Source organism: Citrobacter farmeri (assembly GCF_019048065.1).
Taxonomy (GTDB): Bacteria; Pseudomonadota; Gammaproteobacteria; order Enterobacterales; family Enterobacteriaceae; genus Citrobacter_A; species Citrobacter_A farmeri.
Window position 1 is genome coordinate 1,112,434 of sequence record NZ_CP077291.1, and the last position, 25,675, is coordinate 1,138,108.

20 protein-coding genes are annotated in these 25,675 nt (G+C 48.5%); 18 read left to right on the top strand and 2 right to left on the bottom strand.

All coding sequences use genetic code 11. From position 1 onward, the window contains the following. Positions 1 to 106 precede the first annotated feature (106 nt). On the bottom strand, positions 107 to 463 hold the full coding sequence (locus I6L53_RS05235) for a hypothetical protein (RefSeq protein WP_042325986.1): 357 nt from the start codon (positions 461 to 463) through the stop codon (positions 107 to 109). Positions 464 to 734: 271 nt separating this feature from the next. Here I6L53_RS05235 and I6L53_RS05240 point away from each other — a divergent pair, with 271 nt between their 5' ends. The 7 genes from I6L53_RS05240 (at position 735) to I6L53_RS05270 (ending at position 12,461) form a co-directional block, all read left to right on the top strand. Then, on the top strand, positions 735 to 2,258 hold the full coding sequence (locus I6L53_RS05240; protein ID WP_042325984.1) for an EAL domain-containing protein: 1,524 nt from the start codon (positions 735 to 737) through the stop codon (positions 2,256 to 2,258). Between the two features lie 505 nt (positions 2,259 to 2,763). Continuing rightward, positions 2,764 to 4,803 carry a sigma-70 family RNA polymerase sigma factor gene (locus tag I6L53_RS05245; protein ID WP_042325982.1) on the top strand — a complete coding sequence of 680 codons (2,040 nt, stop codon included), beginning with the start codon at positions 2,764 to 2,766 and terminating at the stop codon, positions 4,801 to 4,803. Beyond that, positions 4,800 to 6,302, top strand: coding sequence for an MZA anti-phage system associated ATPase MzaB (gene mzaB / locus I6L53_RS05250; protein WP_042325980.1), 1,503 nt, complete (start codon positions 4,800 to 4,802; stop codon positions 6,300 to 6,302). The genes I6L53_RS05245 and mzaB overlap by 4 nt, the downstream gene beginning before the upstream one ends. Continuing rightward, on the top strand, positions 6,299 to 9,157 hold the full coding sequence (gene mzaC, locus I6L53_RS05255) for an MZA anti-phage system associated Z1 domain-containing protein MzaC (protein ID WP_042325978.1): 2,859 nt from the start codon (positions 6,299 to 6,301) through the stop codon (positions 9,155 to 9,157). Before mzaB ends, mzaC begins: the two co-directional genes overlap by 4 nt. Next, positions 9,141 to 10,169 carry an MZA anti-phage system associated PD-(D/E)XK motif protein MzaD gene (mzaD, locus tag I6L53_RS05260; protein ID WP_042325976.1) on the top strand — a complete coding sequence of 343 codons (1,029 nt, stop codon included), beginning with the start codon at positions 9,141 to 9,143 and terminating at the stop codon, positions 10,167 to 10,169. The genes mzaC and mzaD overlap by 17 nt, the downstream gene beginning before the upstream one ends. After that, complete coding sequence (gene mzaE / locus I6L53_RS05265) at positions 10,156 to 11,952, top strand: MZA anti-phage system associated AIPR family protein MzaE (RefSeq protein ID WP_042325974.1); 1,797 nt, start codon at positions 10,156 to 10,158, stop codon at positions 11,950 to 11,952. Before mzaD ends, mzaE begins: the two co-directional genes overlap by 14 nt. A 311-nt stretch (positions 11,953 to 12,263) precedes the next feature. Then, positions 12,264 to 12,461: a hypothetical protein gene (locus tag I6L53_RS05270; RefSeq protein ID WP_042325972.1), complete on the top strand. Its 198-nt coding sequence runs from the start codon at positions 12,264 to 12,266 to the stop codon at positions 12,459 to 12,461. 195 nt (positions 12,462 to 12,656) lie between these two features. Here I6L53_RS05270 and I6L53_RS05275 read toward each other — a convergent pair whose 3' ends face one another. Next, positions 12,657 to 13,583: a LysR family transcriptional regulator gene (locus I6L53_RS05275; protein WP_042325970.1), complete on the bottom strand. Its 927-nt coding sequence runs from the start codon at positions 13,581 to 13,583 to the stop codon at positions 12,657 to 12,659. Between the two features lie 158 nt (positions 13,584 to 13,741). On the opposite strand from I6L53_RS05275, the gene I6L53_RS05280 reads away from it, so the two are divergent. The 11 genes from I6L53_RS05280 (at position 13,742) to acnB (ending at position 25,645) form a co-directional block, all read left to right on the top strand. Beyond that, positions 13,742 to 14,830, top strand: coding sequence for a 4-oxalomesaconate tautomerase (locus I6L53_RS05280; protein ID WP_217124963.1), 1,089 nt, complete (start codon positions 13,742 to 13,744; stop codon positions 14,828 to 14,830). Between the two features lie 86 nt (positions 14,831 to 14,916). Further along, on the top strand, positions 14,917 to 16,164 hold the full coding sequence (locus tag I6L53_RS05285; RefSeq protein ID WP_042325966.1) for an MFS transporter: 1,248 nt from the start codon (positions 14,917 to 14,919) through the stop codon (positions 16,162 to 16,164). 70 nt (positions 16,165 to 16,234) lie between these two features. Continuing rightward, positions 16,235 to 17,098, top strand: a complete 864-nt coding sequence (locus I6L53_RS05290) for a fumarylacetoacetate hydrolase family protein (protein WP_042325963.1) — start codon at positions 16,235 to 16,237, stop codon at positions 17,096 to 17,098. A gap of 59 nt (positions 17,099 to 17,157) precedes the next feature. Then, a complete protein-coding gene (gene citC / locus I6L53_RS05295; RefSeq protein WP_042325961.1) occupies positions 17,158 to 18,231 on the top strand; it encodes a [citrate (pro-3S)-lyase] ligase in 1,074 nt (357 codons plus the stop codon). A gap of 24 nt (positions 18,232 to 18,255) precedes the next feature. Then, a complete protein-coding gene (citD, locus tag I6L53_RS05300) occupies positions 18,256 to 18,549 on the top strand; it encodes a citrate lyase acyl carrier protein (protein ID WP_042325959.1) in 294 nt (97 codons plus the stop codon). Further along, positions 18,546 to 19,421 (top strand): citrate (pro-3S)-lyase subunit beta, encoded by an 876-nt coding sequence (gene citE, locus I6L53_RS05305; RefSeq protein ID WP_042325957.1) that lies wholly within the window; start codon positions 18,546 to 18,548, stop codon positions 19,419 to 19,421. The genes citD and citE overlap by 4 nt, the downstream gene beginning before the upstream one ends. 33 nt (positions 19,422 to 19,454) lie before the next feature. Then, positions 19,455 to 20,975, top strand: a complete 1,521-nt coding sequence (gene citF, locus I6L53_RS05310) for a citrate lyase subunit alpha (protein WP_042325955.1) — start codon at positions 19,455 to 19,457, stop codon at positions 20,973 to 20,975. Next, complete coding sequence (citX, locus tag I6L53_RS05315) at positions 20,972 to 21,520, top strand: citrate lyase holo-[acyl-carrier protein] synthase (protein ID WP_042325953.1); 549 nt, start codon at positions 20,972 to 20,974, stop codon at positions 21,518 to 21,520. The genes citF and citX overlap by 4 nt, the downstream gene beginning before the upstream one ends. Next, the gene (gene citG / locus I6L53_RS05320; RefSeq protein ID WP_042325951.1) at positions 21,495 to 22,367 is read left to right on the top strand and encodes a triphosphoribosyl-dephospho-CoA synthase CitG; all 873 of its coding nucleotides are present in this window, start codon (positions 21,495 to 21,497) and stop codon (positions 22,365 to 22,367) included. The genes citX and citG overlap by 26 nt, the downstream gene beginning before the upstream one ends. A 31-nt stretch (positions 22,368 to 22,398) precedes the next feature. Next, positions 22,399 to 22,971: an RBBP9/YdeN family alpha/beta hydrolase gene (locus I6L53_RS05325; RefSeq protein ID WP_042325949.1), complete on the top strand. Its 573-nt coding sequence runs from the start codon at positions 22,399 to 22,401 to the stop codon at positions 22,969 to 22,971. A gap of 64 nt (positions 22,972 to 23,035) precedes the next feature. After that, positions 23,036 to 25,645, top strand: coding sequence for a bifunctional aconitate hydratase 2/2-methylisocitrate dehydratase (gene acnB / locus I6L53_RS05330; RefSeq protein WP_042325947.1), 2,610 nt, complete (start codon positions 23,036 to 23,038; stop codon positions 25,643 to 25,645). Positions 25,646 to 25,675 lie beyond the last annotated feature (30 nt).

The following is a 25,675-nucleotide window of genomic DNA, read 5'->3' on the forward strand; positions in this document are numbered from 1 at the left end:
TTTTATCGCCCCTCAGGGGGATGAAATACAGCGGGTAAGTTCAGCCTGGTAAACGGGTAAAAAGCAAAAAGCCGCGTAAGCGGCTTTTTCATTGATGAGGGCAGGATTACTCGCTGATTTTTTTCTCAACGGCGGCGGCGCCTTCTTTGGTCTTATTCCAGCCCTTTTCAGTCCCTTCTTTAGTGGCATTCCAGCCTTTCTCGGTGCCTTCTTTGGTTTTATTCCATGTTTTTTGCGAACCTTCACTGACTTTGCTGCTCAGACTATCGCTTTTACCTTCGGCGGTATGTTTTGCTTTCAGTCGTTGCTCTTCGCCCTGATTCTGCGCCTGGTGCAGTTTTTCTTTTGCGGTATTCGCATTTTCATGTGCGGCAGCCACATCATTATCCGTTGCGTGTGTGGTTGCAGCAAAAACAGGTGAAGCCAGCAGAAGTGCAGATAATGCGATCATGGTCTTTTTCATAATATCCTCGCTTAACATTATTCGTTATTAGCGTGATTAATCATGGCAGCTGAACGAAGCGCTGGCTTTAGGAAAAAACTGTAAGCGGGAAATATCGTTTTCTTTCCATGCGTTGCGCCAGGCTCACGCCACACAGAATTAACTCAACGCTGAGAAATAAATATCGCGGCGACTATGGTTAATTATCGTTCTTTCTACCATGCTTTTTAGACTCGCGACGTTAAGCGTGTAAACGACAAAATAATAACTCATCTCTCGCCCGGGGCTGACAATGCGTAACACTCTTCTCCCCATCCTCGTTGCCGTGTTGCTCTTTGTTTTTGGCGTTTTAATTCTTAACGCGCAGCTCTGGTATTCGACCAGGGCTGACAGCCTTGCGGGTGCGCGGTATGTCGTGAGTGATCTCAATGTCATTCTTGATGAAGCGAGTCATGCCACCCGTACGGCCAGTCATGTCGTATTGAAAGGCTGTGACCAGGAAAACCAGTATCTACTTGGCATGGAGGCGGCGTTACAGCCCCATCTCAGAACGATCTTTATCTTTCGCCAGGGAGAGATTTGGTGTTCATCGTTACCGGGTAATCGCATGTTGCTTACGAATCTTCCGGCGGTTCCCGAAAGCAAACTGTTGCTCACGTCGGCAAAATATACCGTCAACAGGCGACCAGTGCTTTTGTACCAGACGCCGTTCGCCGAAAAGCGAATTGTGGTCACCATCAGCGATCAACATATTCGCGACACATTGCGTACGCCGCTGAAAGGGGTGAGCTACGCGCTTATGGTCGGGAACGCGGTTCTGGGATTGTCGGGGGACGTGGTTAAGGTGAGTGAGTCAGACCGGAATATTGGCTACGTAAAGTCTGATCATTTTCCCTTCGCGGTAAGATATAACCAACCTCCGCTATTGAGTTTACACAGACTCATCAGTCAGGGAATGGGGATAGTGGTATTTATTGTGTTGATATCGTGTCTCGCAGGGTATGCTCTCGAACGGTATTTGAACAGAAGCACCACTCCGGAAGAAACGCTGCGCAGGGCCATAAATAAAGGAGAGATTATTCCTTTTTACCAGCCGGTGGTGAACGGCAGAGAAGGAACACTGCGAGGGGTAGAAGTACTGGCAAGATGGAAACACCCCACTGCGGGATATATCTCTCCGGCCTCCTTTATCCCGGTTGCCGAAAAATCGGGGCTGATTATACCGCTTACCCAGGGATTGATGAGACAGGTTGCTGCAAATATGAACGCGATTGCCAGCAAACTACCGGAAGGTTTTCATGTCGGAATAAACTTTAGCGCCTCTCATATCTCTTCTCCGTCATTTGTAGCAGAATGTCTGAAATATAAGGAAAGTTTCAAAAGAAAAGATCTGAATCTGGTTATTGAGGTGACGGAGCGCGAGCCGTTGCATGTTGATGAACATCTGGTACAAACGCTTAATGTTCTTCATGAAAATGGTTTTGTTATCGCGCTCGATGATTTTGGTACCGGATATTCGGGGCTTTCATACCTTCACGATTTGCACATTGACTATATCAAGATCGATCAAAGCTTTGTTGCGCGGGTTAACAGCGAAGAGGATTCAACCCGGATCCTGGATTGTGTGCTGGATCTGGCGCGAAAACTGTCATTAAGTATTGTTGCCGAAGGGGTGGAAACGAAAGAGCAGGTTGACTATCTGAACCGTAACGATATTACCTTCCAGCAGGGTTACTATTTCTTTAAACCGGTCAACTTCACTGAGCTGATAAAAATTCTCTTATCAAAACCTAATGTAAAGGTAAGAGTCGAGTGACCGGACTGAATTTTATTACTGGGGCAATATAGAGCGTTAATATCCAGCATATCTGATGATACCTCCTGATATTAGAAGCGCATTTTTAAGATGAGTATTTAATATCAATGCGATAGGTGCTGTTATCTCTATTCTTTATTCCTTTTCCGTATAAAAACGTTGACGCGGTTCGTGCGTGGCATATAGCGCTTTACTCAGGGGAGCCGGGCGCCGCATGATGGTGAGTGATTTTTAGGCAGCCACAGGAATAAAGCACGGCGTGTATAGAGGGAAAATCGTTTTATCAACAAGATGTATTGACCTGATAACGCTATTTTTTCCAGGCGGTTACTTTAACGTCTAAAGGTTAATATTGACATTAAACACAGCGTTAGCCTATCTCGACAATTGATGATGGAGATCACCTAAAATGATAGGTTATTTTTATACAGTACCAAATTCGATTTTCTGCCTATAAGATAGATTGCATTTCCGCGGGTGTGGTTTACAAGGAAAGACTGTCAACATGCATCGCACTGCTTCTGAGTTTTATCGCATTCCGCCTTTGCTTATTCGGGCGCTAAAAAGCGGAGTTTCCTCCGTGGTGGAGTTTCATCTCAGCAGAGGATTACCTAAAGATTCGCGAGACTCTCTGGGAAATAGCCCGTTGATGATTGCTGCCCAGCATGGACACTTCGCTATTTGCGAAATGTTGTTGCGCGCAGGTGTCGATGTTGAACATCAAAACAACCTCGGGGTTTGTGCCAGTGACCTCGCGCAGGGGCAAAAGCTGCTTGAGCTGTTGGCCAGTTATCGGCATCCTCTTCCACTTGCCGAACAGGAACCAGGAGTGGTTCCAGTCGATGATTCCGCAACAGAAGTCGAAGTAGAAACAGAACCACCTGAAGCGGAAGTCACGATGGATTTCATGCTGTGGGAAGCCGAAGTCGAATCGAAGCCTGCTGAAGATAATCTGACGTTAAGGCACGCTTCTGCTGAAGCCCAGCAATTATTATCCCGCTATCGTCCGAAAGATGATTCAGCCGAATGGAACGATATCGAACTCACGCTTCCTGACCCCCCGACGCCAGTTTCTCACTCCCCGCAACATTATCCTCATCTCTCAACGTTGCTCACTTGCGCACTGGATACGGGGCGTATCTTTGCGCGTGACATCCGTCTTGCCGGAGAAGAGGATTTTGGTATGCAGTGGCCTGAATTTCAGGCCAGTGTTGAGGCATTGATCAGAGACTTACCCTTGATCGTGGAGGGTGATGACGTTATCCCGCCAGACGCGGCACCCGTAACATTAGCGGGTAGCGATCGCCTTGAGCCCTGGTTTGATGCTTTCAGCGCATTGCGGCAGTTCGGTATTTTTGAAAATTATCTGGTGGACATCCGCCAATGGGATGTCGTTGATAAAACAAAAGAAGAACGGCTTGGGCAGCGCATGGACACCGCGCTTATCAATTTGATGAAGATCCTGGCGGGTTTACCTGAGGCTGAATATCTTCAGTTGCTGCATCCGAATCGCCTTCCTGCGTCAACGCCTGAGATTTCTGAAGAAGATGATGACGTGGAAGAGGCGGAAGAGGAAATGCCTTCCGCATCCGATGAGGATGAAACCATTAGCTTTACCGATCTGCTATTTCTTATGCGAAGTGGGAAAGCAGAAGAGTACCTGGATAACCATATCCCTCGCCCGGAGTATGCTGAACTGCAACAACTCGTCGAGCGCGCCCGAACGTTCACGCCTGATGAATCCTTAAAAATGAGTCTGTATGTCAGCAGTTACAGAGAGGCCTGGGAGGGGTTGATTCACGCTAACTTGCGTCTGGTCGTGGCTATCGCGAATAAATACCGCGGACGAGGATTAGATGCAGAGGACCTGATCCAGGAAGGAAATCTGGGCTTGATCAAAGCCGTTGAGAAATTTGACTATCGACGTGGATTCAAATTCTCCACGTATGCCACCTGGTGGATCCGCCAGAAGATCTCCCGTGCGATAGCCGATCAGGCACAACTCATTCGTTTACCCGTTCACTTCTATGAGCAATTTAAGCGCTGGCGAAACAGTCGGGATCAGTTGCTGTATCGCCAGGGGATAACGCCCACTGCCAGGCGGATAAGTGAATTGACCGAACTGCCAGAATATCAGGTTCTTCGGATGGCAAAATATGAAGAGCAAACGGCGTTGATTGGCGATTTTCATGACGACGCTCTGGACAACAACGACGCGTTGTCTGGGGATGCGATCCTGACCGGAAAGGATTTCACCAGTGCTCCTGTTCAGTCTCTGGAGCTAAGAGAAAGTATTTCATCGGTTCTGGATACGCTTTTGCCACGCGAAACACAGATCATAAAAATGCGTTTTGGTATCGGCATGACGCAAGATTTCACCCTTGAAGAAGTTGGCAAACAGTTTGATGTCACACGAGAAAGAATACGTCAGATAGAAGCCAAAGCGCTCCGTAAGCTGCGCCATTACAGCCGCGCGTCAAAATTAGGCGACTTCGTCGAACAATGGGAAACCGCGTTGAGCGATACGCAGGAAGAAGAAGAATGAGCACAATGCGCCATGCGCCACCGAATGCGGCGATTATGATCGAAGCCCTGCGAGGGCTGGGCTACAACACCGCAACCGCCCTTGCCGACATTATCGACAACAGTGTTAGTGCTGGAGCCCGTAAGGTCGAACTGACTTTCCACTGGCAAGGGATGGAGAGCTATATTGTGGTTCGGGATAACGGATGCGGCATGTCGGCCACTGAACTGGATGTTGCAATGCGTCTGGGTGTAAAAAATCCGCTGACACAGCGTTCAGGACACGATCTGGGTCGCTTTGGCCTTGGCTTAAAAACGGCATCTTTTTCGCAATGCCGCCGTCTGACGGTCTCCTCCAAAAAAGAGGGGATAACGAATGTCCTGCGATGGGATCTGGATATTCTGGCTGCAAGTACGGATGACGGTTGGTATTTACTTGAAGGCGCGGATCCTGGAAGTCAGGCGGCATTAGCGAACGCAGAACCTGAGACCCACGGTACGGTGGTGCTGTGGGAAGTTTTAGACCGAATTGTCACGCCCGGCTACGGTGAAAAAGATTTCCTCAATCTGATTGATGGCGTTGAACAACACCTGGGAATGGTGTTTCATCGATTTCTTGAAGGGGGTTCTCCCCGACTCACTCTCACGCTCAATGGGCGCAAAATTAAAGCCTGGGATCCTTTTCTTGCTGGGCACCCTTCCAAACCCTGGCATTCACCCACGGCAATGGCGCCCGGCGCCCCCGCCGTGAAGGTGGAATGCCACGTCCTTCCGCATCAGGACCATCTGACGATTCAGGAGTATCAACAGGCTCAAGGACCTGCGGGGTGGACGGCTCAGCAAGGATTCTATGTATACCGAAATGAGCGATTGCTGGTGGCTGGAAATTGGCTTGGACTCGGTAGCCCCAGGGCCTGGACTAAAGATGAAACCCACCGTCTCGCCCGGATCCGTCTGGATATTCCTAATGATGCCGATATCGACTGGAAGATTGATATTCGTAAATCTATGGCGCGCCCGCCGGTTTCGCTACGTCCCTGGTTAACCCAACTGGCGCAATCAACTCGCGATCGCGCGGTACGCACATTTGCAAAACGCGGGAAAATGAATAAGCGCAAACCAGGCGAGGAACTCGTTCATCTCTGGCAGGCGCAGAAGACATCATCGGGTGTCCGTTACCAGATTTCGTTACAACATCCTGTCATCAGCAATGTCCTTTCCCAGGCCGGTGAGTTATCCCCGCAAATTCAGGCCATGCTAAGACTCATTGAGGAAACCGTTCCGGTTCAGCAAATCTGGCTTGATACGGCTGAGACAAAAGAGACGCCGCGAACAGGTTTTGAGACTGCTCCCCCAGCAGAAGTATTTTCCGTTTTGCAGGTCATGTACCAGACCATGATTGGTCAGCAGGCGATGTCGTCGGCGCTGGCAAAAAAGCATCTGCAAAATATGGAACCTTTTGATAATTATCCCGAATTAATTGCACAACTCCCCGACGATCAACAAGAGATATCGCTATGAGTCTGAATCCCCTGGATGACATGCAACTGAGTGTATTGCAGATTGTTCAAACGTTCCTGCAAGGCCAGGATAAAAGCACTATCACTCCCGGTGTTTTGCGCCAACATATTGATATGGTTTGTCAGATGAAACCGGAATGGAACCGCCTTGATAACCGGGAGATTCTGGTCGAAGAGTTGATCCGCCGTTATAGCATCTGGATGGGGGAAGATACGTCTCTGAGTAACGATGAAGGACACCAGCCCTGGCTGACCGCTGAGGTGAAGCGAGAGTGGCGCTACTGGCATCGATATCGCCAATGGCTTGGCAAAACGATGCCCTGGGGGGTTCTGGATACCCTTGATCGTTCAACGGATCGTGTTCTGGGATTACTCGAACAACCGGGGCGAGAAGGGCGCTGGGACAGGCGAGGTTTGGTGGTCGGGCATGTTCAGTCGGGGAAAACCAGCCACTATACCGGGCTAATCTGTAAGGCGGCGGATGCAGGATATAAGATAATCATTGTGCTGGCCGGTTTGCATAACAACCTTCGCTCACAGACTCAAATGCGCCTTGATGAAGGATTCCTTGGCTACGAGACAAGCCCACTCAGAGAAAAAGTGACCATTATTGGGGTCGGTGATATCGATAGTGATCCCATTATTCGTCCCAATTACGTCACTAACCGATCTGAAAAAGGCGACTTCAGTGCTGGCGTAGCTAAGAATCTGGGGATCACCCCTGAACAACGTCCCTGGCTGTTCGTGGTTAAGAAGAATAAGTCTATTTTGAAGCGTCTGCATACCTGGATTGAAAACCATGTTGCAACCAGCGTTGATCCTGTCACAGGAAAGCGGTTTGTCTCGGAATTACCGCTGTTGATGATAGATGATGAAGCGGATAACGCTTCAGTGGATACGGGGGAAATTGTTTACGATGATGATGGAAAACCGGACGCTGAACATCAGCCAACGGCAATCAATAGCCTGATTCGTAAACTGTTGATGCAGTTCAGCCGTAAGGCTTACGTCGGGTATACCGCCACCCCCTTTGCCAACATTTTTATTCACGAAAGCAATGAAACTCGGGATGAAGGCCCGGACCTGTTCCCTTCTGCCTTTATTATTAATCTCGGCGCCCCCTCGAACTACATCGGTCCGGCGAGGGTATTTGGTCGGGCCACTGCGGAAGGTCGGACCGGAGATCTGCCTTTGATCCGGCGAGTGGGCGATCATTGTAGCGATGACGGTAAAAGAGGGTGGATGCCGGTTTCTCATAAGAGTTCGCACTATCCCACGCTGGATACGCTAACCCATTTCCCGGACTCGTTAAAACACGCCATCGACAGCTTTTTACTGGCGTGCTGCGTCAGAGAATTACGCGGTCAGGGAGACAAACACAGTTCAATGCTGGTCCATGTGACCCGTTTCAATAAAGTGCAATCGGTCGTTTATGAACACATTGATGCCTACATTCAGGATGTGAGACAGCGACTGACGCGAAGGATTGGACATGAGCCTTTTCTGACCCAGCTTGAGTCACTGTGGCAGACCGATTTTTTGCCGACCAGTGAGGCGATCCGCGAGGTTATGCCGCAGCAGGTCCCGGAAGACGCCTTCGCATGGCGGGAGATCGCAGACAAACTTTATACCGTTATTGAAAACGTGTCGGTACGAATGATAAACGGAACGGCGAAAGATGCGCTTGATTATTCAGACAGTGCGACAGGCTTAAAAGTTATTGCCATTGGCGGAGACAAACTGGCCCGAGGGTTAACGCTTGAGGGATTATGCACCAGTTATTTTTTACGTGCTTCCCGCATGTATGACACGTTAATGCAGATGGGGCGTTGGTTTGGCTATCGCCAGGGATATCTGGACGTATGTCGACTGTATACCACCGATGAGCTGATTGAATGGTTTGAACATATTGCCGATGCGTCGGAAGAGCTGAGGGAAGAGTTTGACAATATGGTCGCCAGCGGCGGAACACCGCGTGATTTTGGGCTGAAAGTGAAATCACACCCCGTATTAATGGTCACATCACCCCTAAAAATGCGCAGCGCGCGTTCGCTATGGCTCTCGTTCAGTGGCACGGTGGTCGAAACAATTTCGTTGTTTAAAGAACCTGAGTACCACAAGCGCAACCACGATGCTTTCCAGCGCCTGACCGGGCGTATTGGCTCTGGCGTACCGATTCCGGAGAGGCGACGCGGAGATAAGATTGAAAAATGGAACGGGGTCATTTGGCAAAACGTCTCTCCAGAGCCGGTCATTGATTTCTTAACAGAATATGAGACCCACTCGCAGGCCAGAAAAGCTAACAGTAAATTGCTGGCTGACTTTATCACACGGATGAATCGCGTTGATGAACTCACACAATGGACGGTGGCGGTAGTGGGGGGCGGCGTCGACCGTCATCACGATGTGAGTGGTTTCCCTGTACGGCTGATGATGCGTAAAGCCTCCGAGGGGGTGACTGACCGCTATTCCATTGGCCGTTTGCTTTCCCCACGCGACGAGGGAATTGACTGCGATGAATCGACCTGGCTTGCCGCGCTGAAGGAAACGCAGCGCATTTTTCATGCCGATCCCGGACGAAATGAAGGGCGGGAGGAGCCGGTCATTCCAGGTGGCGTGGTGCTACGCCGGATCAAAGGATTCGGCATAAATGACCTCCCGCCGCAGCGTCAAAAAGGGCTATTGCTCATTTACTTACTGGACCCGCAGCAGGCGATGTCCGCAACGGAATATAAGGCTGATGCCTTACCTGTTGTTGCGTTTGGCATCAGTTTTCCGGGAAGCCGAAGTGGGGTTACGGTGGAATACAAAGTGAACAACGTCCTGTGGGAGCAAGAGTATGGTTCGGCTGAGTAAAGACGATTTGCTGGCGGCATGGAAAGCCCTGGATCGATCCCGGATTGACGAGCAACCCGGTGCTCAGGGCTGGCGTGGCATCAGGCTTTTTACGCACCAGAACTGTGATTTTCATGCCGGACGTCGTCAGCCAGATAATGAAGAAATGCTGATTGTCGTCTTCCCCTATACGCTTTCGCCGGGGTCGACGGCGCTGCCGTCCTGTAAAGGATTTCGCGTCGAGATGACCGGAACAGAAGGGGGGAAGCTGAACGGTTTGATGATCCGCCGTCAGCAAACGGGGAATGCGGATGTCTTTACGACGATGATTCTGGATATTCTCCATTCGCTCCTGAGCGTTTCTGAGCTACGCCTGTTTGAAACGCTGCTCCGCCGTATTCGTCTTTGGCAGGCTTTTATGGAGCGAGATACCCGTCCGCTCCGTCATGAAGAAGAGGTGGGGTTAATCGGCGAACTGACGTGTCTGGAACGATTGATCGAGACCGGTCTTGAGTCTTCAACGGCAGTCGAAGCCTGGGTAGGACCGCAGCACGGCCTGCAGGATTTTGAACGACATGAACAAGCCATTGAGATAAAAAGCACCACGGCAGAGCAGGGTTTTTGCGTAACTATCCACTCTCTTGAACAACTGGACTGGCAACGGCCAGGCTCGCTCGTGTTGTGCGGTTTACGCTTCAGCGAGCATCCCACTGGAGATACCCTGAATGACATCGTTAACCGTCTTCGTCAGCGGTTTGAGGGGAACGCTCAGGCGGCTTGTCTTTTCGAGGGATCGCTTTGTCACGTCGGTTATTTCAGCGAGCATGCTGAGTTCTATACGCGTCATTTCTTGCTGACAGAGGCGTTCGCACTCCCCATTGAAGAGGGGTTCCCCTCTTTGACACATGCGAATGTCCCGTTGCCGGTGGTGGGGGCGTGCTATCAGCTCGAACTTCAGACACTTATTCCTCAGGCTCAAAATTTTAACCATTGCTTGTCAGATTTCGCAGGATTACCGCATGGAACTTATTGATTTTTTACGTCAGACACAGAATGAAATTCGCAAAGAATATCAAGACCAGATGGCTCAGCCTGGCGTTGAGTCGCCTTTTCCTGAGCTGATTTTTACCGATATCGTCATGCGTCATATGGCCGACATTGGAATGACATTTGACGATGCGCAGACGTGTCACTTTATGGCGAAAGTCAGTGGACACAACGTGCGTCTCAGCGGTTTTGCCTTCTCAGAAGATGGCGATCAGCTTGATCTCTTCGTCAGCATTTATCACGGCGGCGATGAGCTTTGTCACGTACCGGATGCAGACACAAAAGCGATCGCAAGCCACTGTATTCAATTCTTGCAGAAGTGTATTGACGGTAAATTATCCTCCACGCTGGATCAGTCCAATGATGCCTGGCAACTGGTGACGACCATCGAACAGTCCTATACGGAACTGGAACAAATCAGAATTTACGTACTGACCGATGGTCAAGTGAAAACCCGTTGGTACCAGACTCGTGATGTGGCGGGTAAGACCATTAAATTAGAGGTAATGGACATTGTCCGACTGTTTAATCACTGGCAGGAAGGCAAGCCGCGTGATGAGCTGCAGGTTAATTTTGACGATGTGGCGGGGGGCGCGCTCCCTTGTGTCTGGATCCCGGATGAAATGGGTGAGTATGATTATGCGCTGACGGTTGTTCCTGGAGAGACGCTGCGATTTATCTATGAAAAGTATGGCAACCGCATTCTGGAAGCGAACGTTCGCTCATTTCTGAGCCAGACGGGGAAAGTCAATAAGGGGATTCGCGACACTTTACGTGAACAGCCTGAACGTTTTATGGCTTATAACAACGGTATCGTTATTGTTGCCGATCAGGTCAGGCTTGGCGAAGCTCCGGGAGGTGGGCCAGGCATTGCGTGGATGCAGGGGATGCAGATCGTTAACGGTGGGCAGACCACGGCCTCCATGTTTTTCACCAAAAAGAAATTTCCGGCAACAAATCTGCGTAACGTGCGTGTACCCGCAAAAGTCATCGTGCTGAAACAGACGAATAATGCGCAGGAAGAGATGTTAATAGCGGATATTTCACGTTTCTCGAATAGCCAGAATAAAGTCAATATTTCCGATCTGTCAGCCAATCGACCTGTCCATGTACAACTGGAAAAAATGGCAAATACAGTCTATTGCCCGGATGGCTACAGTCGCTGGTTTTACGAGCGGGCAAATGGCAGCTATAAGGTTATGCTGGAACGAGAAGGTAAAACCCCGGCGGGTATCAAACGGTTAAAAGATGCTATTCCTTCCTCCCGTCGAATAACGAAAACTGATTTTGCAAAATATCATTGCGCGTGGCTCCAGCGCCCGGATTTAGTCAGTCTCGGTGGGCAGAAGAACTTTGCCGCATTAATGACGATGATCGATAAGGATAGTGAACATTATGGTGATGAACTGAGTATTGAGCGTTTTAAACATTACATAGCACAGGCCATTATCTATAAAAAAGCGTATAAGCTGATTAATTCACTTTTTCCCGCGTTTAAGGCTAATATCGCCGCCTATACCGTGGCTGCCTATTCACACCTTTATGGCAAACAAACGGACCTGGCAGAAATCTGGAATCAGCAAGGGATTGGGGAGACAATGGGTAACCGACTTGTCAGTTTAGCTCACCGGGTGAATAGTCTTCTGACTGAATCGGCGAACGGCAGAATGATTTCGGAATGGGCGAAGAAGCCTGAATGCTGGGAGTTTGTGCGCAGTAAAATCTATTTCTCCGCCCAGGGAAAAACGGATGACCTCTCGCATGACTGAATTGCGCACTGAGTTCAGTATCAACGCACTATGCGGGGATTGCGTGCTGCCTGCGGTGGCTGATGTACCCGGATGAGTCATGGCACAACATTGACATACGATTAACAAAAACAGCTTGAATCCAACGTTAATTATTCGCAAAAACCTCGCGCCGGCGGGGTTTTGCTTTTTTGTGATATTTAGCATTCGAATAATGCATTAACCATGCATTTTAAGAATATGACCAAGAGTTATGTGTTGCCTTTACTCAACTTTAAGGACTAATCTTATTTTTATCGGAATTTTTGCGTTTACTCAATCAAGGATGAATTATGTACGCCCTGGCATTAATCTTCTCGCTTGCAGGTAACGGTGAAAAAAGTGAAGTTATCGGTGTTTTCAGTAGCCGCCTTGAATGTGAAGCGGCGTCTCAGTCGCAGTCATCAAGAACTCAATGCTTTTTTCTCGACCCGGAAAAAGGTTTAGTGGATGTTGCATCGCACAACGATAATGACAAAAATCCGAAATAACTTCACTTTAGTGTGCGTCTGCTTTGCACCAGTTGAATTACCTGAACCAGAGTTTGAGCTTTAATCTCAGTAACACTGATATCACCAATTTGGACTGACCCCATGACAGCAGAATCTATTTCTGCAATGAAAAAACAGCACAAGCCTGGATTAACCCGTGCATACAATGTAAAGAATACGGAGTGTAACACTGGCTTATGTTGTAAATTTTCCAATCCATGGGCTATTTGCGTCCTGGGACCAAAGTTGTAAAAGCATCTCTCTGAACTTTTCTGCAGCTGGGCTCAGCGACGTCTCTCTGCGTTGCACGAGCCCTAACGTTCGACGAATAACGGGTTCAACCAGTGGGCGGCTGACAAGGATATGATGCTCATCTGTTGGCATTGCCAGACTGGGAACCACCGCAACGCCAAGTCCGGCTTCCACCATGCCAAGCGAGGTCGACAGATGTCTGACTTCATAAAACCAGTTGGGCTTCCACTCTACGCCTTCAAACGCCTGGTCGATCAACGACCGATTACCGCTTGAACGTCTTACGCCAATGAGTCTTAAATTAACCAGATCTTCCCAAAGAACCAACGATTTTTGCGCTAACTCATGGTCACGCCGGCAGGCCAGCACGAAAGGTTCGTTCACGAGGGGAGTAAAATCGATATTAGGATGTGTGATGTTTATCATATTTATGCCGAAATCAGCATCGCCGTTTAATACTGCTTCAAGACAGTCGCTTGCGCTGTGCTCCAGGATTCGAATACGTATATTGGGATAATGGTGGTTAAAATCTCTTATGACGGAAGGAAGAAAATAAAAGGCGGCTGTAGGCAGGCAAGATAAAGTGATGACACCGCTCTGGTGTGTAGCCATTTCCTTAATGCTCAGGATCGAGCTTTCATAGAAATCGATTAAATTCTTTGCCTTAGGTAGAAATTCTCTTCCAACCGCTGTGAGTTTTACATTTCGGGTTGACCGTTCGAATAAGGCCGTTCCCAGGCTCTCTTCAAGCTTTTTAATTCTGCGTGTTAATGCGGGTTGTGAAATGTGTAGGAAATGTGATGCCCTTGTAAAGCATCCGATTTCTGCAATCTTAACAAATGCTTGTATACCTTGTAGCTCATGTTGCATGAGATTTCACTCCTGACACACCGTGTAATGCTCACACTAACCTAACGTCTATTAATACGCAAAGCGTATTAATCATTCGTTTTTTGACATTAGAGTTATTTATTCAGTTATGAAATCCTGATGTTGTTCAAACTACCAGGCGAAATTGAGAAAACAAAATGTTAAAGATTCCTTGCGTACTGATGCGTGGTGGTACTTCCAAAGATCCGGTTATTCTGGCCAGCGATTTACCAACAAAAATTGAGGAGCGTGATGCGGTGCTGCTTGGCCTGATGGGCGCAGGCCATGAACTCGAAATTGATGGTATTGGTGGTGGAAGCCCACAGACCAGCAAGGTGGCGATCGTGAGTCCATCAGACAGCCCTGATGCAGATGTCGACTATTTGTTCGTACAAGTTATGGTTAATGAGCGCCGTGTCGATACCACACCAAACTGCGGAAACATGTTGTGTGCTGTAGGTCCTTTTGCGATTGAAAAAGGCCTTGTGAAAGCAAAAAACCCCATAACGACAGTGCGTATTCGTAATCTCAACACCGGTACGCTGGTTGATGCCGAAGTGCAGACACCTGATTTTTATGTCAATTATGAAGGCGATACTCACATTGACGGCGTCCCGGGCACCGCAGCACCTGTGGGTCTAACATTCCTGAACTCGGCGGGGTGCAAGACAGGTAAATTGCTGCCTACCGGTAACGCGGTTGACCTCTTTGATGGTGTCGAAGTGACCTGCATCGATATGGCGATGCCGATGGTACTGATGGATGCTACGCAGATGGGAAAAACGGGTGGTGAAACTCCGGCAGAGCTTGAAACGGATCGGGCATTTATGACGCGACTGGAACACATTCGCCGCCAGGCCGGTGCCGCAATGGGATTTGGCGATGTCACCGATAAAGTGATCCCCAAACCGGTTCTGCTGAGTAAACCGGGCGCGGGGGGTACGATCAGAGTGCGCTACTTTATGCCGCACAACTGCCATAAATCACTGGCAATTACCGGATCGATTGGTATTTCAACGGCCACCCTTATTGAAGGCTCCGTGGCGTATAAGATTATCGCAGAACAACCCAAAGCACCTTATACCAATATCGTTAATATTGAACACCCAAGCGGGAAAATTTCTGTCTCATTGCTAAAAGAGGGAAATGAGATCGAGAAAACTCGCGCGGCAGTGATTCGAACTTCCAGAAAGCTTTTTGAAGGTACTGTTTGTGTTCCGGAACATGTTCTAACAGAAGTTGTTTAAAAGTATTTCATTATTGCATCCAACAATACCCTTAGCTCCCTGGAGCTACTGTACTCTGTACCTAAAAAAATAATATTGAGGATATTATGTCTATAACTAATGCGGTAAAGAATCTGAACGGTCCGGACCCATCTAAGACCAGTACCTATATTCGCGTCATCCTTGCGCTGGCATTATCTGGATTGGCTGAATTAGCCTCGCTTTTCTTTATTCAGCCACTATTGCCGATTCTGGCTGTTGAATATGATGTACCGGTCAGTCAGGTAAGCATTATTCTCTCTGCTGAAACGGCGCTTCTGGCTATTGGACTTTTATTTACCGGCACGTTATCCGACCATTATGGCCGAAAAAAATTAATTATTGTCTCTCTGCTGTTAGGTGGTTTCCTGACCCTGCTGTGTCCGCTGGTAGAATCCTGGGCAATGCTGGTTGCTTTACGTGCAGTTATCGGGCTTGCTCTCAGCGGTATTGCCGCTGCGGCAACGGCTTATATTAGTGAAGAAGTCGCACCTGTTGTGGCAGGCGTTGTCACAGGCTATTTTGTCTTCGGTAACTCGATGGGCGGTATGTCTGGACGTATTATTGCCAGTCAGTTAATTGAACATATTTCAATAAATACCATTTTCTACGGTTTTGCTGTCAGCCTGATTGTTGTGGCGATTCTGGTAAACTTCCTGCTGCCTGCATCTAAAAAATTTACACCTACGCAGAACCTGAACGTGCTGCGTGTAGTAAAAGGTGGCGCGGCACATTTTAAAAATAAAAAACTGGCTCTGGCCTTTGTTATCAGCTTCATCATCTTTGGGGTATTTACGTCCCTTTATAATTACCTGGCCTTCTTCCTGAAGGGCGAACCGTTCCATATTTCCCCGGCTAATGCTGGACTGCTGTCGTTTAGCTTCGCACTGAGTTTCTTTACCGCACCTCAGGCGGGGCGTCTGTCTGCCAAATACGGCAGCATGAACGTCCTGCGGGTGCTGTTCATCCTGATGGCGCTGGGAATGCTGCTGACACTGACCCCGAACGTTGTCACCTTTATCATTGGTTCGGTCATCTTCACCGGTTGCTTCTTTGGGTGTCACTCCATCGGCCTGAGCTGGGTCAGCAAAAACGCCGCCCAGGCACGTGGTCAGGCCGTTGCACTGTATCTGTTCTTCTACTACATGGGAGGGTCGGTTATCGGTTTTGTGAACGGTTTCATATTCCACTCCATGGGTTGGCAGGGGATGACGGCGTTCATCATCGCTTTACTTGGTGTGGGGGCCATTGTCGCAACCTATTTAGCCTCCAGCGAAAGAAAAGCGCTGGTTGCCGCTGAATCTTTAAATAATTAACTCGTCGTTCACGCCGCGTCTAAGCGGCGTGAACAAAAAAGAATATGAAAAAGATAAAACAGGTTTCACTATGAAATTAGCAAGCTACTGCCATCGCGATCGTAAAAGCTACGGCATTTTTACGGATAACGGTATTATTGATCTTGGCAATAAAATTGGTCATCAATATCCAACACTGAAAGATCTCCTTCAGTGGAATGCCATTGACATTGCCAGGCAGTATATTGACAACCACGCTGATATCATGGCTGAGGATATTACTTTCCTGCCAGTGATTGAGGCACCGGGGAAAATATTCTGCGTGGGTATGAATTATGCTGATAAGCGTAAAGAGTTCGCTGAAACTAACAGCGCACCAACCCTATTTGTGCGCTTTCCTGACTCGCAAACCGGCCATGAAACACCCGTTGTTAAACCCGCTTTATCAAACGAATTTGATTATGAAGGAGAGTTGGCCGTTATTATTGGCAAGTCGGGGAGCAATATCGATGCGAGCAACGCCCTGACTCATGTTGCCGGTTATAGTTGCTATATGGATGGTTCAGTGCGCGACTGGCAGCATGCCTGGTTTACAGCAGGTAAAAACTGGCGTCAGACGGGGGCATTCGGTCCTTACATGACAACCGTTGATGAAATTCCTGATCCGCATACTCTTTCTATCCAGACATATCTGAATGGCATGTTAGTTCAGAATGATTCTACGGCCAGTATGATCCATAAAGTCGCTGACCTAATTAGCTATATCAGTACCTTCACCACCCTCGGCGCGGGTGATGTCATTATTACAGGTTCACCTGGCGGCGTCGGGAAAAAACGAACACCTCCTCTTTTTATGCGCGAAGGCGATCGGGTCGAAGTGGTAATTGAAAATATCGGGCGCTTAACGAATACGATTGTGGAATCTCAGCCTCAGCGAGACTTGCTGGCTTCGTAATAACCAGTGGCTCGGACAACCTTGTTGAAAAACTAAAAGATATTTTCAGGAGAAATAAGATGCTTACCGACCAACCGCTAGAATTCGAAACAGTTGAAACTAGCAATGGCGCTCTAAGAGAGGAGATTGTTCTCTTTTTAAAGCGTAATGGATTGGGCATGGATGAAGATATCGGGCAGTTTGTGGTTGCACGTTGTGACCGACATTTGGTTGCCTGTGCTGGTATTGCGGGTAATACGCTGAAATGCATTGCTGTCGAGAGGGCGTGGCGGGGGACATCCCTGGGGCTGAAAATTATCCATGAAGCGGAATTGCAGTCTATTCAGAACGGAGAACATCAACTTTTTCTCCTGACACATCCGAAGAATGTTAAGTCATTTCAGGGTGGCGGATTTTATCCCCTGGTTACCCTCGATAACCGCGCGGCCCTAATGGAGAATACGCCAGTGGGGATCCATCGTTACTGCCGACAATTACGCAATCATCATCTGGTGATGGCCGCAAATGTGGGGGGGATTGTCATGAATGCCAATCCATTCACATTAGGTCACCAGTATCTTATTGAGCAGGCTGCAAAAGCATGTGACTGGCTGCATGTTTTTGTCGTCGAAGAGGACTTGTCCACGTTTTCCTTTCGGGAACGCTTCGCCATGGTTCAGGATGGTTCGTGTCATTTACCTAATATCACTGTTCATCCTGGGTCAAAATATATTATTTCTCGCGGGACTTTTCCTGGTTATTTTCTCAAAGAAAAGCAAATCGTTAATGAAGTGTATGCCGCCATTGATTTGATGATGTTCCGGCGCTACATCGCGCCAGCCTTAAATATTAACCAGCGTTTTGTTGGCACAGAACCATTTTGCAAAGTGACAGCACAATATAACTGCGCAATGCACCACTGGCTGGAAGATGAAATGACAATGCCAGCAGCCAGCATCAAAGTTAACGAGATTAAGAGAATGACCGATGATAATAATTTTCCGATATCTGCCTCCGCAGTCAGAAAATTATTAGACAAAGGAGACGTTCAGGCTGTTAAAAGCAGAGTGCCAACAACTACGATGCCTTATTTGTTTAAATGGCTATCACAAAATCAATCTACACAGCCAGATCCAGAACTGGCAGGTGCTTAATAAATAATTGTTCAGGAAGTGAATATGAAAATAGTCAATACGGCAATGATCGGGACGCTGGAGTCAAGTGACCTGGTTGTCAAAGTTAGTCCCTGTGAGGAAGGGCTGGATGTCACCATTAACAGTGAAGTATACAAACAATTTGGCGAACAGATTACTGCGGTAGTGAACGAAACGCTTTCCACATTTAACATTACGCAGGGCCAAATTATCGTTGAGGATAAAGGTGCGCTGGACTGTGTTATCCGGGCGAGAATGCAGGCTGCCATCCTCCGGGGAACGGACAGTAAAGAAATTGTTTGGGAAAAATTAAGATGAAAAAATTACGTCGCAGTATGCTTTTTTTGCCTGGTTCTAGTGCCGCTATGCTTTCGACAGCCTATATTTATAAACCAGATTCAATCATGTTTGATCTTGAGGATGCGGTATCGTTAAAAGAGAAAGATAGCGCCCGACTGCTGGTTTTTCATGCCCTACAGCATCCCATGTATAAAAATATTGAAACAGTCGTCAGGATTAATCCGCTAAATACCCCCTTTGGTTTAAAAGATCTTGAGGCAGCAGTACGGGCGGGTGTTGATATTATCCGTTTGCCCAAAACGGATACGCCGGAAGATATTTATCAGCTTGAGCGTGAAATTGTCCGTATTGAAGAAAGTTGCGGTCGACCGGTCGGATCGACGCAATTAATGGCGGCAATTGAATCTGCAGTAGGCGTTATTAATGCCGTCGCTATCGCCAAATCGTCTAAACGCTTAATGGGAATTGCGCTAGCGGCGTTTGATTATGTCATGGATATGCAAACAGAACGTGGAGACGGCACTGAGCTGTTTTATGCGCGATGCGCAGTATTACATGCCGCTCGCGGAGCGGGTATTGATGCTTTTGATGTGGTTTATGCTGACATTAACGATGAAGCTGGTTTTTTAAAAGAAGTCGATTTAATTAAGCGTATGGGCTTTAACGGCAAGTCACTGATAAACCCGCGGCAAATCGATGTTTTACATAATGCATACGCACCAACTCAGGAAGAAGTTGATTATGCAGAACGTGTAATCGCAGCAGCCGAAGAAGGTGAACGTAATGGACTTGGGGTGATTTCACTGAACGGCAAAATGATTGATGCGCCGATCATTAACCATGCCCGTGTGGTTATTGATAGAAAAAATGCCTCCGGCGTTCGTCAGTAATCTCCATTCACCCTATAGCAACAGGATTAAACGATGAGTCATTTAGCTGAAGCACTTCATAACATATCTGGTAGCAAGCATAATTATGAGCTGTTTACCGGCGCCAATACGCATACCCCCTATCTCGTTGATCCCCATCAAAAATATCAACGCAAACTTTTCGACACAGTAGATGACGTTTTAGCCCGCTGCGATTTGCATGATGGTATGACCGTTTCATTTCATCACGCCTTCCGCGAGGGTGATAAAGTGATAAATTACGTTATGACCAAACTGGCGGAAAAAGGCTTAAAAGGATTGACGCTGGCATCAAGTTCTCTGATGACCTGCAACGCGCCACTGATTGAACATATTAAAAGTGGTGTGATTACCAAAATTTATACGTCAGGCATGCGCGGTGAATTAGCCGATGCGATTTCACATGGACTGATGGAAGAACCAGTACAGATCCACTCGCATGGCGGCAGGGTCAATTTGATTGAGAAAGGTGAAATTACTATTGATGTCGCCTTTTTGGCCGTCTCCTGCTGCGATGAGTATGGCAATGCCAGCGGCAGCGGCGGCAAATCCCGGTGTGGTTCGCTGGGCTACGCCATGGTCGATGCAAAATATGCCAAAAAGGTGGTGTTGCTGACGGAAAGTATTGAACCGTTTCCCTATATGCCCGCCAGCATTATTCAGGATCAGGTTGATTACATTGTCAAAATCGACAGTGTGGGCGATCCGGCAAAAATCAGCGTAGGTGCCGCTCGCGTGACCAGCAATCCGCGTGAATTAATGATTGCGCGCTCTGCCGCCGATGTGATTGAGCATTCAGGTTATTTCCGTGATGGTTTTTCACTGCAAACGGGTTCTGGCGCCGCGTCGACGGCCTGCACGCGATTTCTGGAATCACGCATGCGCAAACAGAATATTGTTGCGAGATTTGCCTTAGGTGGCATTACCGGCAGCATTGTGGATCTGCATGAAAAAGGACTCATCACCAAACTGCTGGACACGCAAAGTTTTGATGGTGCCGCAGGTGCTTCGCTTGCGAAAAACCCGAACCATGTTGAAATCTCAACCAGCGTTTATGCCAATCCTGCTGCTAAAGCAGCCTGCTGCGATCGCGTTGATATTGTCATTTTAAGCGCGCTGGAAATTGACACGGATTTCAATGTCAATGTACTGACCGGTTCCGATGGCGTCATGCGCGGCGCTTCCGGCGGGCATTGCGATGTTGCCGCAGCCGCTAATTTAACTATCGTGGTCGCGCCACTGATTCGCAGCCGTATTCCTACCGTCGTCAGGCACGTCACGACCCGTGTTACCCCGGGTGAAAGCATAGACGTATTGGTCACTGACCATGGTATTGCTGTGAATCCTGCCCGCCCGGAAGTCAAAGAGAAGCTGATTGCCGCCGGTTTACCGGTTGTTGATATCGAGTCCCTCTACCAGAGCGCTCTGGTGATTTCTGGCGAACCCAAATCTATCGAGTTTACGTCCCGCATTGTCGGCGTTGTGCGCTATCGCGATGGTAGCGTCATTGATGTGGTAAGGCAGGTGAAAGAATGATCCGCGAAACAACAAAAGCATCATGTGCGGTCCTCACGCTTGAGGATGTCCTTAAAGCCAGAGAAGCGCGCGCAAGTCTGCAACAAGAGTGGCTGCTCGGGTTCGGGCAGTCGGTGATTTCAACAACGCTCGTCTGGCCAGGAGAGGTGAAAGATACCCCCCTGGCCCGCCAGGTGATGGCAGAGGCGAAAGAAGCCCTTAATCAGTTGCTGCAAAAACATCGGTGGGAAGTCTCCAGACACGAAATCCGTTTCCAGCCTACCGGGCCAGAGGCGTTCTGGTCCATATCAGCGCCAGCCTGGATGATAAAACATGTCACGGCGCATCTGGAAGATAACCATCCCCTCGGGCGTTTGTGGGACATTGATGTATTTTGCCCTAAATCCGGCTTAATCAAGCGCAGCGCAATACATCAGCCTATGCGCAGGTGCTTCATTTGCGATGAACCTGCCCATGTCTGCTCGCGTATGCGTCGCCATTCTCTGAATGAACTTGCGCAAGTTATTGAGGATTTAACCTATGACTACTTTAGCCGTCAACGTTAAGCAGGCTGAGCCGTCGCAGAGCATCGCCTGGCTGTCCGCTGAAGCGATGTACCGGGAGGTGAAATTAACACCTAAGCCGGGGCTGGTTGATAGCAACAATAATGGCGCACATCGTGATATGACTATCACACACTTCATGGCCAGCATTCACGCCGTTACTCCCTGGTTTCCCCGTTTTTTTGAGCAAGGGAAAGCCACAGCGAATTTGCCAGCCTCTCAAACTCTCCTGGCGATAAGGCCAACAGGTCTTGCCTGCGAACAAGCGATGTTCAAGGCTACAGGTGGCATAAATACGCATAAAGGTGGGATTTTTTCACTTGGCCTACTGTGCGCCGCTGCGGGACGTCTTTTTAAACAAAATAAAACGCTCAGTCAGAGCAATCTGTGCCGGGAAACCAGTGCGATGTGTACGGGCCTGGTTGACAATGAACTTAGCAAAACTGGGCAGGCAAAAACCAAAGGTGAACATATTTTTCAATCGTTTGGGATGACTGGGGCACGTGGCGAGGTCGAGAGTGGATTTGTCACCGTCAGGCAGTACGGACTGCCGCAGTGGGAAAAATCGTTGCGGGAGGGGTTATCTGAACAGGATGCGCTACTGAAGATGCTACTGGCCTTGATGGCAACCAATCCTGATACCAATGTGGTTTTTCGGGGTGGGCTGGAAGGCCTGAAATATGTGCAGCGCTATGCAAAAAGAGTGCTCAACATAAAAAACTTGTCAGGCGAAAAGCTCAGAAAAGCGTTGATGGATATGGATAACGCACTGATTAAAAAGAATATTAGCCCTGGCGGTAGTGCGGACCTCCTTGCTGTTGGTTGGGTACTTTCGCATTATCCGGCCTGATGGGGGCATTGAATGTGGAGAGGACAACGTTATGACTACGCAACGTCTGGAACAACTGAGTGAGATGTTCACAATCATTCTGGTGCCAGGGCTGAGAGACAGTGATGAGTATCACTGGCAAAGTTGCTGGGGTCGTCGTTTTCCTTTCTGGAAGCGGATCAGCCAGCGAAACTGGCTGGAGCCTGATATCGACGCCTGGATCTGCGCAATCCGTCGCGAGTTAGCCACCTGTCATCTACCGGCGATTCTGGTTGGACACAGTTTTGGCGCGCTGGCCTCATGTCGCCTGGTTCAGACGTACAAAATGAATATCGCAGGTATTGTCATGGTTGCGCCAGCGGAGCCTTCGCTCTTCGAACTGGACGAGGCGGTACTCCCTGAGAAATTGCATACATCGAGCATCATGTTCGCAAGTCGAAACGATCCGTTAATGTCTTTTAAACGTGCGCAGTTTTGGGCCGAATGCTGGGGCGCACACGTCATTGATATCGGTGATGCTGGGCATATCAATACGGAATCCGGATTCGGGGAGTGGGAATATGGCCTCGAACAACTGGCGGAATTTGGGGAAGGCCTAAAGATCGAGAATAAAAACCAGGTTTAACAAAAATTAATTTACCTATTACATGATCACAATTCAGATAAGTAATATCTGATCCGGAGAGCATATGTTAAAAGCTTATTACAAGCATGTACAAGAACGTGCGTTAAAAAATATTCCGCCTAAACCCTTAACCGCAGAGCAAACGGAAGCATTAATTATATCTTTGGTTAGCGGGGGAAGTGATAATAAAAACACGCTTATTGAACTGCTGACGCATCGCGTACCGCCGGGAGTCGATCCTGCGGCGAAACTGAAAGCGAATTTCCTTTATCAGCAAATAAAAGAAGAAAACCCAGCGAATATTATTGCACCTCAGCAGGCCATTGAGTTGCTGGGGACTATGCAGGGTGGATACAATATCCAGCCGCTTATTGATTTACTGGATAATCCGAAATGGGCCAGAAGTGCGGCGGAACAATTAAGCACTACACTTCTTATCTTTGAAAAATTTAAAGATGTTGAAGAAAAAGCGAAGCAAGGCAATATCTGGGCGCAAAACGTAATTCAGTCATGGGCAAATGCCGAATGGTTTCTACGCCGCCCAGAACTACCTGAAAAAATAACGCTTAAAGTATTTAAAGTTACAGGGGAAACCAATACAGATGATTTGTCACCAGCACCTGAGGCATGGTCACGTCCTGATATTCCTCTGCATGCGCTGTCCATGTTGAGTAATCCGCGAGATGGCGTGAATCCGGATGAACCCGGATGTCGCGGGCCAATTCAGCAACTTGAGCAACTGAAGAAGGAGGGCTACCCGCTGGTCTACGTCGGGGATGTTGTTGGCACCGGCTCTTCCCGAAAATCGGCAACTAACTCCATTTTATGGCATCTTGGTAACGACATTTCATGGGTACCAAATAAGCGAAACGGTGGATTCGTTTTTGGTGGAAATATTGCCCCTATATTTTTCAATACGCTTGAGGATTCTGGTGCGCTTCCGATAGAAATGGATGTTTCCGGACTATCAACGGGAATGCTGATTGATCTCTGGCCTTACCAGGGTGAAATTCGCGAAAATGGCAGTCAACGGTATATCACCTCATTTTCATTGAAAACAGATGTGCTGCTTGATGAGGTACGTGCCGGGGGGCGTATTCCGTTGATCATTGGCAGAAGCCTGACAGCAAGGGCGCGTGAATCGCTGGGACTTCCTCCTTCCGATGCTTTCCGGCAGCCAAAGGCACCGGCACCTTCATCGGCCGGCTTTACGCTGGCGCAGAAAATAGTAGGAAGAGCGTGCGGTGTTGAAGGGATCCGCCCGGGACAGTACTGTGAACCGAAAGTATCAACGGTCGGTTCTCAGGATACCACTGGAGGGATGACGCGCGATGAGCTTACCGACCTGGCCTGCCTGAGTTTTTCGGCAGATTTGGTTATGCAGTCTTTTTGCCATACCTCGGCCTACCCCAAACCGGTCGATGTGAAGCTGCATGAAACGCTGCCTGATTTTATCACTCGCCGGAACGGCATTGCACTAAAGCCGGGTGATGGCATCATCCACTCCTGGCTAAACCGTATGCTTGTCCCGGATACGGTAGGAACCGGGGCAGACTCTCATACGCGTTTCCCTTTGGGAATCTCTTTCCCGGGGGGCTCCGGTCTGGTCGCGTTTGCCGCGGCAACCGGAATTATGCCGCTTGATATGCCAGAGTCTGTGCTGGTCCGTTTTACAGGTGAGATGCAAAAAGGGATTACCTTGCGCGATCTGGTTCATGCCATTCCGTTCTTTGCCATCAAGCAAGGTCTATTGACGGTTGAGAAAAAAAACAAGATCAATATTTTCTCCGGTCGTATCCTTGAAATCGAGGGGCTCGGTATGCTGAAAGTGGAGCAGGCTTTCGAGCTGGCCGATGCCTCCGCAGAACGTTCTGCTGCTGCATGCGTACTTCGCCTTGAAGAAGAAAACGTAGCGGAATACTTGCGCTCCAATGCTGCCCTGCTGCGTTGGATGATTCGTCAGGGTTACGAAAATGCAGTAACGCTTGAGCGTCGCATTGCTGCAATTGAAACCTGGCTGGCTAATCCGTCGCTTCTGGTTGCCGATAAAAACGCTGAGTATGCCGCAGTGATTGACATCGATCTGACTGAAATTACCGAACCCATCGTTTGTGCACCGAATGATCCGGATGATGCCCGTCTGCTATCCGAAGTAGCGCGTTCACCAATAGAGGAAGTGTTTATTGGTTCCTGCATGACGAATATTGGTCATTTCCGCGCCGCGGGTAAAATTATTTCAGATTCTAGTGAAATTCCCGTAAGACTCTGGCTGGCTCCGCCAACTAAAATGGATGCGCAACAGCTTTCCAGCGAGGGATATTTCAATAAGTTTATTAAATCCGGTGCCAGAATTGAACCCGCCGGGTGCTCGCTGTGCATGGGGAATCAGGCACGTGTTCGGCAAGGTAGTCATGTCGTATCCACATCAACCCGAAATTTTCCCCATCGCCTGGGGACCGACGCTAAGGTCTTTCTGGCTTCTGCCGAACTGAGCGCTGTGGCTGCGATTGTTGGGAAAATGCCGACGGTTGAACAATATTTCTGGCATATGGATAGAATCAATGACACCCGTGATGACACTTATCGCTATTTGAACTTTGATCGATTACCAGAATATCAATCAACGGTTAATGAGACGGATGTTATTAAAAAGTTCGTCGTTAAAAATATTTAACTATTTTTTTAATTAAACAATAGCTACAGA

What these genes read in the sequence shown, in the direction of transcription:
- I6L53_RS05235 (WP_042325986.1), bottom strand. Translation starts at nt 463, where the DNA reads ATGAAAAAGACCATGATCGCATTATCTGCACTTCTGCTGGCTTCACCT.
- I6L53_RS05240 (WP_042325984.1), top strand. Translation starts at nt 735, where the DNA reads ATGCGTAACACTCTTCTCCCCATCCTCGTTGCCGTGTTGCTCTTTGTT.
- I6L53_RS05245 (WP_042325982.1), top strand. Translation starts at nt 2,764, where the DNA reads ATGCATCGCACTGCTTCTGAGTTTTATCGCATTCCGCCTTTGCTTATT.
- mzaB (WP_042325980.1), top strand. Translation starts at nt 4,800, where the DNA reads ATGAGCACAATGCGCCATGCGCCACCGAATGCGGCGATTATGATCGAA.
- mzaC (WP_042325978.1), top strand. Translation starts at nt 6,299, where the DNA reads ATGAGTCTGAATCCCCTGGATGACATGCAACTGAGTGTATTGCAGATT.
- mzaD (WP_042325976.1), top strand. Translation starts at nt 9,141, where the DNA reads ATGGTTCGGCTGAGTAAAGACGATTTGCTGGCGGCATGGAAAGCCCTG.
- mzaE (WP_042325974.1), top strand. Translation starts at nt 10,156, where the DNA reads ATGGAACTTATTGATTTTTTACGTCAGACACAGAATGAAATTCGCAAA.
- I6L53_RS05270 (WP_042325972.1), top strand. Translation starts at nt 12,264, where the DNA reads ATGTACGCCCTGGCATTAATCTTCTCGCTTGCAGGTAACGGTGAAAAA.
- I6L53_RS05275 (WP_042325970.1), bottom strand. Translation starts at nt 13,583, where the DNA reads ATGCAACATGAGCTACAAGGTATACAAGCATTTGTTAAGATTGCAGAA.
- I6L53_RS05280 (WP_217124963.1), top strand. Translation starts at nt 13,742, where the DNA reads ATGTTAAAGATTCCTTGCGTACTGATGCGTGGTGGTACTTCCAAAGAT.
- I6L53_RS05285 (WP_042325966.1), top strand. Translation starts at nt 14,917, where the DNA reads ATGTCTATAACTAATGCGGTAAAGAATCTGAACGGTCCGGACCCATCT.
- I6L53_RS05290 (WP_042325963.1), top strand. Translation starts at nt 16,235, where the DNA reads ATGAAATTAGCAAGCTACTGCCATCGCGATCGTAAAAGCTACGGCATT.
- citC (WP_042325961.1), top strand. Translation starts at nt 17,158, where the DNA reads ATGCTTACCGACCAACCGCTAGAATTCGAAACAGTTGAAACTAGCAAT.
- citD (WP_042325959.1), top strand. Translation starts at nt 18,256, where the DNA reads ATGAAAATAGTCAATACGGCAATGATCGGGACGCTGGAGTCAAGTGAC.
- citE (WP_042325957.1), top strand. Translation starts at nt 18,546, where the DNA reads ATGAAAAAATTACGTCGCAGTATGCTTTTTTTGCCTGGTTCTAGTGCC.
- citF (WP_042325955.1), top strand. Translation starts at nt 19,455, where the DNA reads ATGAGTCATTTAGCTGAAGCACTTCATAACATATCTGGTAGCAAGCAT.
- citX (WP_042325953.1), top strand. Translation starts at nt 20,972, where the DNA reads ATGATCCGCGAAACAACAAAAGCATCATGTGCGGTCCTCACGCTTGAG.
- citG (WP_042325951.1), top strand. Translation starts at nt 21,495, where the DNA reads ATGACTACTTTAGCCGTCAACGTTAAGCAGGCTGAGCCGTCGCAGAGC.
- I6L53_RS05325 (WP_042325949.1), top strand. Translation starts at nt 22,399, where the DNA reads ATGACTACGCAACGTCTGGAACAACTGAGTGAGATGTTCACAATCATT.
- acnB (WP_042325947.1), top strand. Translation starts at nt 23,036, where the DNA reads ATGTTAAAAGCTTATTACAAGCATGTACAAGAACGTGCGTTAAAAAAT.